Source organism: Bhargavaea cecembensis DSE10 (assembly GCF_000348905.1).
Taxonomy (GTDB): domain Bacteria; phylum Bacillota; class Bacilli; order Bacillales_A; family Planococcaceae; genus Bhargavaea; species Bhargavaea cecembensis.
The window spans coordinates 21,625-31,326 of sequence record NZ_AOFT01000026.1 but is presented as its reverse complement, the minus strand read 5'-3'; the positions used below and the strand labels follow the sequence as shown (position 1 = coordinate 31,326).

At 50.7% G+C, this 9,702-nt stretch carries 8 protein-coding genes; 7 read left to right on the top strand and 1 reads right to left on the bottom strand.

Annotated features, from left to right (window positions below; all coding sequences use genetic code 11):
- Positions 1-131 precede the first annotated feature (131 nt).
- The 6 genes from C772_RS15345 (at position 132) to C772_RS15320 (ending at position 7,804) form a co-directional block, all read left to right on the top strand.
- Positions 132-683: a restriction endonuclease gene (locus C772_RS15345; RefSeq protein WP_008301445.1), complete on the top strand. Its 552-nt coding sequence runs from the start codon at positions 132-134 to the stop codon at positions 681-683.
- A 119-nt stretch (positions 684-802) separates the two neighbouring features.
- Complete coding sequence (locus tag C772_RS15340) at positions 803-1,759, top strand: AEC family transporter (protein WP_152419788.1); 957 nt, start codon at positions 803-805, stop codon at positions 1,757-1,759.
- 267 nt (positions 1,760-2,026) lie between these two features.
- The gene (locus C772_RS15335) at positions 2,027-3,571 is read left to right on the top strand and encodes an AbgT family transporter (RefSeq protein ID WP_008301442.1); all 1,545 of its coding nucleotides are present in this window, start codon (positions 2,027-2,029) and stop codon (positions 3,569-3,571) included.
- A 22-nt stretch (positions 3,572-3,593) separates the two neighbouring features.
- The gene (locus C772_RS15330) at positions 3,594-4,802 is read left to right on the top strand and encodes a metal-dependent hydrolase family protein (protein ID WP_008301440.1); all 1,209 of its coding nucleotides are present in this window, start codon (positions 3,594-3,596) and stop codon (positions 4,800-4,802) included.
- Positions 4,765-5,964 (top strand): M20 metallopeptidase family protein, encoded by a 1,200-nt coding sequence (locus C772_RS15325; protein WP_008301439.1) that lies wholly within the window; start codon positions 4,765-4,767, stop codon positions 5,962-5,964. The genes C772_RS15330 and C772_RS15325 overlap by 38 nt, the downstream gene beginning before the upstream one ends.
- A gap of 118 nt (positions 5,965-6,082) precedes the next feature.
- The gene (locus tag C772_RS15320; protein WP_008301437.1) at positions 6,083-7,804 is read left to right on the top strand and encodes a helix-turn-helix domain-containing protein; all 1,722 of its coding nucleotides are present in this window, start codon (positions 6,083-6,085) and stop codon (positions 7,802-7,804) included.
- Between the two features lie 145 nt (positions 7,805-7,949).
- Here the strand turns inward: C772_RS15320 and C772_RS16700 are convergent, their stop codons facing one another.
- On the bottom strand, positions 7,950-8,090 hold the full coding sequence (locus C772_RS16700) for a hypothetical protein (RefSeq protein WP_008301435.1): 141 nt from the start codon (positions 8,088-8,090) through the stop codon (positions 7,950-7,952).
- 175 nt (positions 8,091-8,265) lie between these two features.
- On the opposite strand from C772_RS16700, the gene C772_RS15315 reads away from it, so the two are divergent.
- Positions 8,266-9,567 carry a hypothetical protein gene (locus C772_RS15315; protein ID WP_008301433.1) on the top strand — a complete coding sequence of 434 codons (1,302 nt, stop codon included), beginning with the start codon at positions 8,266-8,268 and terminating at the stop codon, positions 9,565-9,567.
- Positions 9,568-9,702 lie beyond the last annotated feature (135 nt).

Below are 9,702 nucleotides of genomic sequence, written 5' to 3'. Positions count from 1 at the left end.
TTTTTTTGTGCTATATTACAATTGACTAAAAAAAGTCTTGCAGCAAAGTATGGCTGAAACGGATAAATTGGACAACAGTCTACCGTTCTGTATCCTTGTCACAGGAAGTCAACCAAAGAAAGAGGAATCTAATGACCCGAAAAAAGAATGATCAATTAACTAGCGGGTTGACCGGATTGCTATTTGCGGCCGGAGGCCTGACCTACATCAATACTCAATCCATTGAAGCGGCAGCGTTTATCTTTTTCGGCGGTGCGATCGGCCTGATTTTGATCTTGTTTGCGCTAGGATTGATGAAAGAGCGGAAACTGAATGCTTCCGGAATTCGTCAGGTAGATGAAATGAACGGCAAGGAGTTCGAGCAATTTCTGAAACTCCGGTATGAGGCAAGAGGCTACCAGGTTCGCAGGACTCCCTATCAAAACGATTTTGGTGCAGATCTTGTGATGCAGCGGGATGGCAGGAGGATTGTGGTCCAGGCTAAGCGGTGGAAACAGAATGTCGGCATTAAGGCCGTTCAGGAGGTTGTAGCTGCCCGGAGCCACTACAAGGCACAAGATGCCTGGGTCGTGACCAATAGCCAATTTACGAAAGCCGCAAAGGAACTGGCGTCCAGTAATGGTGTACGACTTGTGGACCGGGCGCAGCTGATTCATATCCTTCTGGAAAAACAACCTGCTTGAGTCATTTAGGAAGCTAAAAGCTGATATCCGGAAATTCGGGCATCAGCTTTTTTAAGTTGCAGAACAAAGGCCGATGCTTGAAATGGCACCGCTGTTCAAAGTTCTACATAACCTACAGGATGAAAGAAGGGGGTAGGCCTCTGTCCGTTTCCGCATTTATTCTTACGATGGTTCCTCTTTATCTCATGGCGCTAATCGGTTTTACTGCACGGAAGATGAACATTCTCAGCAGCAATGCCAATCCGGTGATCACCCAGCTGATGTTATACATGACGTTGCCGGCGTTGATTTTGTTTTCCTTGAACACGACGTTTTCCATAGAGCTATTGGTGGATCTCACTTGGCTTGTGGCCATGTCGGTTTTTGTGATGACGCTTTCCATCGCTGTCGGGGCTTGGCTGAGGAAACGGGCTGAGTTGCCTGACGGGCAGAAAAGTGTGTACGAGAGCCTGATTGTTTTTGGGAATCAGGGGTTCATCGGTTTTGCGGTCTGTTTCATGCTCATGGGCCAGCAGGGGGTGGTTTATGTAACCCTGTTCAACATCTTTTACTTGATTCTGATTTGGTCGTACGGAATTTATCTGTTCACCCGGCATGAGACGACCGTGGACTGCCGGAGACTTTTCCTTAACCCGGGTATACTCGCCACACTGGTCGGCTTGGCGATGCTGTTTCTCCCGTTCAGCTGGCCGGACATGCTGTTGAGGACATTTGAGGATGTCGGGAAAATGACCGTTCCACTGTCGATGATCCTGATCGGCAGTCTTCTTGCGGACACGAGAGTGGCAGACTTCAAGTATTACAGCAGGAACCTGTATATCTGGACGGCTTCCTTAATGAAGTTGCTGATCCTTCCGTTGAGCCTCCTTGTTTTTCTCTTTCTCCAAGTTCCCGAACATCTGCTCCTCATTGCCATGCTGACAGCCGGCATGCCGAGTGCAACGACTACAACGGTGTATGCACATAGGTTTGGGGCAGATGCTGTTTTCGCCTCATATGGTGTGATTCATTCCACCATTCTTTGCATGCTAACGATTCCTTTGCTATACAGCCTACTGCAATGGGTGATCACTTAAAATAGTTTCGTCATTCATTGATCGAATTGGGATGAATGATGAAAGAAAACCGCGAATGCGGAAACCGGGACGGCCTATGACGAAACCGGAGCCCGCGGTTGGCATATAGTTGAACAAAGCTGGTACCCATTTTAGGGTGCCGGCTTTTTCCTGGTTTTTGTTGCTTTCCACAATCCGGCCTGAGCATTTTTGGTCCATTCCCCATATCTCTTATTGGGTAGTTGAGTTAATATTTAAACAATTCATCTATCAAGGGGGATAGTTGCTATGACTAAACTTGCAGGCGTGGAAGAACTCGGCCAGCCGAAAAAGCCGAGCTTCTTCCAGAGAATGCTGAATGGGGTGGAGAAGGCAGGAAACAAATTGCCGGATCCTGTTACGCTGTTTGCCTTATTTACCGTACTGATTCTGATTGCTTCCGCCATCTTCGGGGTGTTGGGCACTTCTGCTGTCCATCCGGGAACGGGTGAGACGATTAAAGTTGTGAACCTGCTGAATGCAGAAGGAATCAGAAGCATTGTCACTACGCTCGTCCCGAATTTTACCGGATTCCCGCCGCTCGGACTGGTTCTCGTCGTCATGCTTGGGGTCGGGCTAGCTGAATCTACAGGATTGGTCACGACGTTCATGAAGACGACCATCCTGAACGCGCCTGTGAAAATCATCCTGCCGACGATCCTGCTGATTGCGGTTCTCGGCAACACAGCTGCTGATGCTGCGCAGGTAGTCCTTCCTCCGATTGCAGCGATGATTTTTGCAGCGCTTGGCCGGAACCCGATCGCCGGACTTGTTGCCGGATATGCAACGGTTACGGGAGCATTCAGCGCCAACCTGATTGTCTCCATGCTGGATCCGCTGATCTTCGGCTTTACACAGTCAAGTGCCCAGATGATCGATCCGTCCTATGTCGGGAATCCGGCCATTAACTGGTACTTCCTGATTGCGTCGACTTTTGTCATCATTCCGGTTGCGGCATTTGTTACGACCAAGATTGTCGAGCCGCGGCTGGGGACCTTCCAGGGTGAGATAGAAAAGCTTGAAAAGACCACTCCTGAAGAAAAGCGGGGCCTGCTATGGGCAGGCATCACCCTTGCAGCGTACTCTGCACTTATTCTTTGGCTCGTCGTCCCGGATAACGCCATTCTGCGTGATCCTGAAACGAACGGAGTCATCGTTTCGCCGTTCATGACAGGAATTGTTCCAATCATGCTATTCGGCTTCCTTCTTCCGGCGCTGGCCTATGGGTTTGCTTCAGGAGCACTGAAAAACGACAAGGATGTGGCCGAACATCTGACCAAGGCCATGTCCGGGATGGGCGGTTATATCGTTCTGGCTTTTGTGGCTGCGCAGATGATCGCATTTTTCGGAATGAGCAACCTCGGACCAATCATCGCCATCAAGGGAGCTGCATTCCTGAAAGGGATCGGCTTTGAAGGGTTGTCCCTCTTCCTCGGATTCATTGTGATCGCTGCGCTCATCAACCTGCTGATTGCGAGTGCATCGGCCAAGTGGGCACTGCTTGCGCCGGTATTTGTCCCGATGTTCATGCTCATGGGTTATGACCCGGCGGTCACACAGGTCGCCTACCGCGTGGCCGACTCGATCACCAACCCGATTACGCCGATGCTTGCTTACTTTGCGATTCTCCTGACGTTCGCTAAGAAATACGACAAAAACATCGGAATCGGAACACTGATTGCGACGCTGCTGCCGTACTCGATCGCATTTGCGATCTTCTGGATTATTCTGTTCTCGATCTGGTTCCTGCTCGGCTTACCGCTCGGACCGGGCGGCGGCATCATGCTGCCATAACAACTTCTAAGGTGGGATTTGGATGGTATTGAAAATACAGAACGTCACGTTATATACAGGCAATGGGGAAAAACAGCTAAAGACATCGATTGTGGTTGAGGGAAAGAAGATTCTTGCCGTGGGCGAGGAGGCAGACCGACTGCAAGCCGATACTGTCATTGATGGAACCGGCAAGACGGTCATCCCTGGCCTGTTCGATATGCACGTCCATCTCGGGATGGACGGGGTCGGTGATCCATTCGCGCAGGTGGCCGGTGATACGCCTGCACGGTCGGCTTATCGACATCACATAAACGCCCAAAAGCAGCTGAAATCGGGTGTCACAAGCGTCCGGAACCTTGGTTCCAAATGGCATATCGACCTGGATTACCGTAATTCCATTTCGGACGGCCTGATGGCAGGCCCAAGTGTATATGGGTCCGGACAAGCCATCGTGATGACTGGCGGCCACGGATACCCGTTCTCCACTGAAGCGGATGGAGAGGACGGCGTCAGAAAAGCGGCCAGGGAAACGCTCAAGGCCGGAGCGGATGTCATCAAGCTGATGGCAACGGGTGGCGTGATGACCCCGGGAGTTGATCCGGGATCCCCGCAATTATCGGAAAAGGAAATGAGGGCAGCCGTCGAGGAAGCGCTCCACGCGGGCAAGACGACAGCTGCCCATGCCCAGGGAACTGCAGGCATCCAAAATGCGGTCAGGGCAGGAATTACAACGATTGAACATGGCATCTTCCTGGATGATGAGACGATCGAGCTGATGATCAAATATGGTACGGTTCTCGTGCCGACGCTTGCCGCGCCTTATTACATCGTTCAGCATGCAGAGTCGGGCGGCATTCCGGCGCATGCCGTCAAAAAAGCGGTTGATTGCTTTAAAGTCCATCAGGAAAGCTTCAAAAAGGCGCTTGCCGCAGGCGTTCGGATTGCCGCAGGCACAGATGCCGGAACGCCATTTAATGTGCACGGAGACTTTGCAAAAGAGCTGGAACTGATGCACGAGTATGGCATGGAAGTGAAGGACATCATAACCGCTGCGACTCTGCAGGCTGCTAAAACTTTGAACGTCGATCAAACGGCCGGATCGCTTGAAAAAGGTAAAGTGGCGGACTTTGTCATCCTCGACGAAGACCCGGAAGCCGATATCAGTGCGTTCCGCAAAATCCATTCCGTATACAAAGAGGGAGAGTGTGTTCATGAGTCCGCAAGCAAACTTGAAGCCGTCGTTGGATGAAAACTTCCAGGCATGTCTGAAAACCCTAGAGAGCCTGCTGGCTGAAATGACCGAAATCAGAAGGCACCTGCACCAATATCCGGAATTGTCCCACCAGGAAGTGGAGACCCCGAAGCTGATTGCTGAATATTACAGGAAACTCGGTTTGGAAGTGCGGACAGAAGTCGGCGGGCGGGGCGTTGTAGCCACATTCCGTGTGCCCGATCCCGTCAAGACCATTGCGTTCAGGGCCGACTTTGACGCACTTCCGATACAAGACGAAAAAGATGTCCCATACAAGTCAAAGAACCCGGGAGTGTCCCATGCCTGCGGACATGATGGGCATACGGCAGCACTTCTCGGATTTGCAAAAAGCCTCGTCGAAAACAAAGATCGAATCCGCCACGACGTGGTTCTGATCCATCAATTCGGCGAAGAGCTTTATCCGGGCGGCGCGAAGGCGATGATCAGCGATGGCTGCCTTGAAGGTGTGGATGCGATTTACGGCTGCCACCTTCAGAGCATGTTGCCGTCCGGCAGGATGTATTACCGGGAAGGCTATATCCAGGCGGCGGTGGATACATTCGAAATCACGGTAAAAGGAAAAGGCGGCCACGGGGCGGTCCCACATGAAGCGGTCGACCCGATTGTTGTGGCTTCCCATATCGTGACGGCCCTGCAGACGATTGTAAGCCGGAGCACAGATCCTCTGGAGCAGCTGGTCGTTTCTGTAGGATCCATCCATGCAGGGGATGCCAACAACGTCATACCTGGTGAGGCGGTTATGACTGGAACGATCCGCTCCTACGCACCGGAAACCAGGAAAACGGCACGGGAGAAGCTCGTGAAAATCGCTTCCAGCGTAGCTGATGCTCTGGACGCCCATGCCGAGGTTGAACTGGAAAGCGGTTATGATGCGTTGTGGAATCACCCTGAAGAAACGAAGATAGTCAAGAAAGCCATGGTAAATCTGTTTGCTGAGGAGGATGTATTGGAGACTTCGCCGGTGATGCCGGGAGAGGATTTTTCCTATTACACGCAGCATGTTCCCGGCTCCTTCTTCTTCACAGGGGCCCGTCCTGAAGGGGAAGCCTATCCCCACCACCATGCAAAATTCGACTTTGATGAAACGGCTATGCTGAATACGGCAAAAACATTTATGGCAATCCTGCATCAATACTGAAGCTTCTTTTGGAATGGCACCCTGGATGGGGTGTCATTTTTTTGCGCTAAACATCCGATCCGAAGATTCTATCTGTTCGGAATTATGCTACGATAGGGAGCATAAAAGGGGGGATTGGATGGTGAGTAAATCGCAGCAGGAACACCATCTTTCGTCAGCCAGAGCCGAAGCCGTGATCAATGTAGCCAATGCAGTAAACTCCACATTGGAGCTGGACGAACTATTTGAACTGACTCTTTCCGAATCCATTCGCGCGATACCCGATGCAGACGGGGGTGCACTATTTTTATTCGACCAGGCAACAAGGCTCCTGTTATGCCGAGCCTATGTAAATTTCGATGAAAAAGTCGAGCAGATCCGGCTACTGCCCGGGGAGTCATTTACAGGAGACTGCTTTAAAATGAGAAAGCCGATCCTTCTCGCGGACAGAACAGAGATCACAGGCTATCCCCGCCAAATGAGACCTGAAAACAAGCAATTGCTGAATCATTCCATGGCCATGCACCCCAGCAATAACTCTTACCGTGCCATGAGTGTTCCACTGATCACGGCAAAAGGGGAATGCATTGGCGTCATGACGCTCAATGGCTTTGCCGAGAAAGGTACGTTTACTGTTGCGGATGTCGAACTCCTCGAAACCATCGCCGGTCTCGCCGCAACCGCATTGGAAAGAGCCACTTTGTATGAAGACATCAAAATAAAAAACAATACATTCAAAACCATGCTTAATTATCAGCAGGAGCAGCTGGTCAATATGAATTCTGGACTGGGCTTGGACGTGATGCTGGGACAGTTATTTTCTGTAGTCAGGAAGCCCCTGTCCCTTCTCACTGTTTATGGTGAAGTCTTTAATACTGCAGGGATTCCGGAGCACGATCGGCCGGCAAACGAGTACTTAATCAGGGACGGGCGTCAGCTCCTTGGCAAATTGCTTATTTACGCCAATGGACATCCTGTACCGAAGCAGACGGATGACTATTTCATCCAGCAAAGTCTTCTGTATTTTGCCCTTGAGATCAATAGACAGGCGGCAGTCAGACAAGTGGAACAGCGTTATAAAACAGAGCTGATGGATCATCTGCTGAATGGGATGCTATCCGATGGTTTCCTGGTCAGGGCGGAACGCCTTGGCCTGGATACTTCTGGTGTTTTCCTGCCCGCAGCAGTCGGAATCGCAGATGATCAAGCCGAACGTTCGATTGATCAACTGATCAGACAAAATGAGATTGCCGGGTTTCTGGAGATGGAGATCAGCAGAACCTTTCCCGGAAGCCTCATGATCGTGCGCGATTCTATCTATTTACTGATTCTCGCAGTAAGTCCGGAAACACATTATAAGGATTCATTCCGCCGTCTATCGGTAATTTCCGAAGCAACTTGCCGCTTTCTGCATGACCATAATCCTGACCTTTATGCCAGGTTCGGTATAGGGAAGCTGGTTCAGCGAATCGAAGAATTGCCGGATTCGCTCCAAAATGCCATGGTCACACTTAAGATGATGGAAGACTCCAAGCATGGGGAGCGGATTGCCGACAGTTCCCATTTTCTGTTGGAGCGACTGATCGATGGCAGTTCGGTAAAAGAGGTTGAATCGTTCGTGACCACATTCCTGGGACCTCTCCATACGTATGACAAAGAAAAAGGAACTGAGCTTGCAAAGACGCTAAAGGCTTATTGCAGGAATCTGCAGCGGCCGGGAAATGCTGCTAAAGAACTGCATATCCACCCGAATACCCTTCAGTACAGAATCAAGCAAATTTCCCGTCTGCTTGATTCCGACTTGACGGATCCGGAAACTCTGTTGAACCTTCAGCTTGCCTGCAGGTTGGCAGGCGTCTAAAAACCCAAAGAGTGATTGCATGGCCGCGAATGGATGAAACCATTGTGGAATGACTAATAAGGTGCTGTAAAAGTACAGGTTCGTTTTTTATTGAGGTTTTGGGCACTCAGACGACGAAAAAAGCCGGTGCCCGCGGGCATCGGCTCTAGTTATAGAAGTAGTTGATCATTTTGCTGATGACATATACGAGTACCGCGGTAATGCCGATCAGGTACAGGCTGCCGAGCGAGAAAAAGAGAAGGTCGACGAGGCGGGACTGCGTCTGTCTGGATGTCATGCCGGCCATGGTGAAAGGCGCCTCCTGTCTATCCGTATGATTGATTATAGGACGATTCATGGTCATGAGGGTTCCCTTTTGGGTCATGTCACCTATGAGGACGGTCCGGAGTGATGCAGCTCGCTTGTGTTATACTCCTAATGAATCATATTTTGTTGCTTGGACGGAAGGTAGGAATCAAACCATGTTTCGAATCGGTGTGGTCGGTCCGGCTCCGTCCGTTGAGCGGATTATCGGAGTGGCCAAGGAGCTTGATCAGGAGATCGAACTGATCCCTTATACGTATCAGGAGACGAGGGAAGTAGCGGATATCGTACGAAACCATGACCGGCAAATGGATTACTGGCTGCTGTCGGGCTTCATTCCCTATCAGGTAGCCAAGAAAATCATGCCTGCCGCTGACCGCCTGGTCTATATTTACTCCACGGAAACCAGCATCTATAAAAGTTTCATGGAACTCGTCTATGCACATGGGCGGCTGCTGGAGCGGATCAGTATTGATATGATTCCGGCCACGAATATCGGCGAAGGCGAGAGCCTGGAAACGTTGAAGGCTACCGTGCAGGAACTGTTTGTAGAGACCATCGGTGCCGACACGGAATCCGAAGATCTGCTCCGGTTCCATTTGGACCTGTGGGAAGAGGGGAAAATCGACGGCGCCCTGACCTGTTATCCGACTGTGCGTGATGCACTGGAGAAAGCGGGAATCCCGGTCAGGCTCATGTCTCCGACACGGATTGAAATCTTCCAGACCTTGCGGATCTTCTTTGAAAAAGTTAAAACTTCCTACTATAAAGACACCCAGATTGGTGTCGAGAAAATCGAAATCAAAGATTTTGATGTGATCAAAGAAAAGATGGAAAAGACGTATCAGGTACAGTATCTGGAACTCCGGCTCAAGGAGACGTTGATCCAGCTTTGCGAGAAAATCGATGGTTCCCTTGTCGACGAAGGAAACGGCCGGTATTCCATTTTCAGCTCACGCGGTGCGATCGAGCGCGAGCTTCAGGCACTCAAGGACAAAGCCCGCTATCTGTCTGTGGAGGCGGATACCCCCGTCTCTGTCGGGATCGGGTTCGGCAGCACGGTGCTGGAGGCGGAAATCCATGCCCATCGTGCTCTCCAGACGTCGAAAAAGGACGGCGGGCAGGAGATCGTTATCATCCAGGATGACGGAACCCTGATTGAGTCAGCAGGTGAGGCTGAGGAACTGGCTTATGCTTACCGGACCGATGATCAGGACATCCTTGAAAGGCTAAGGGATGCCAAAATCAGCGTCAAAACCTACAAGAAAGTCGAGGCTCTCGTACAAAAGATGGGTTGGCACCAGTTTACGACGAAGGATCTGGCCGCCCATCTCCAAATGACCGAGCGGAATGCCCAGCGCATCGTTGCGGACTTGTGCGATGCGGGGCTGGCGGAGAATGTCGGGGAAGAAGCGCAGCACACCCGGGGAAGGCCGATAAAAATATACCGGTTTAAGTAGCACTGAAATGAGCATCCCATATGGGGTGCTTTTTTTAAAAAAATATATTGCGCTACTGAGAAACCTATTATAAAATCAATAACGAAAGTTTCGTTTTATGTTCGTTAAAGAATGTCCGCAATTCATGCAAACGTT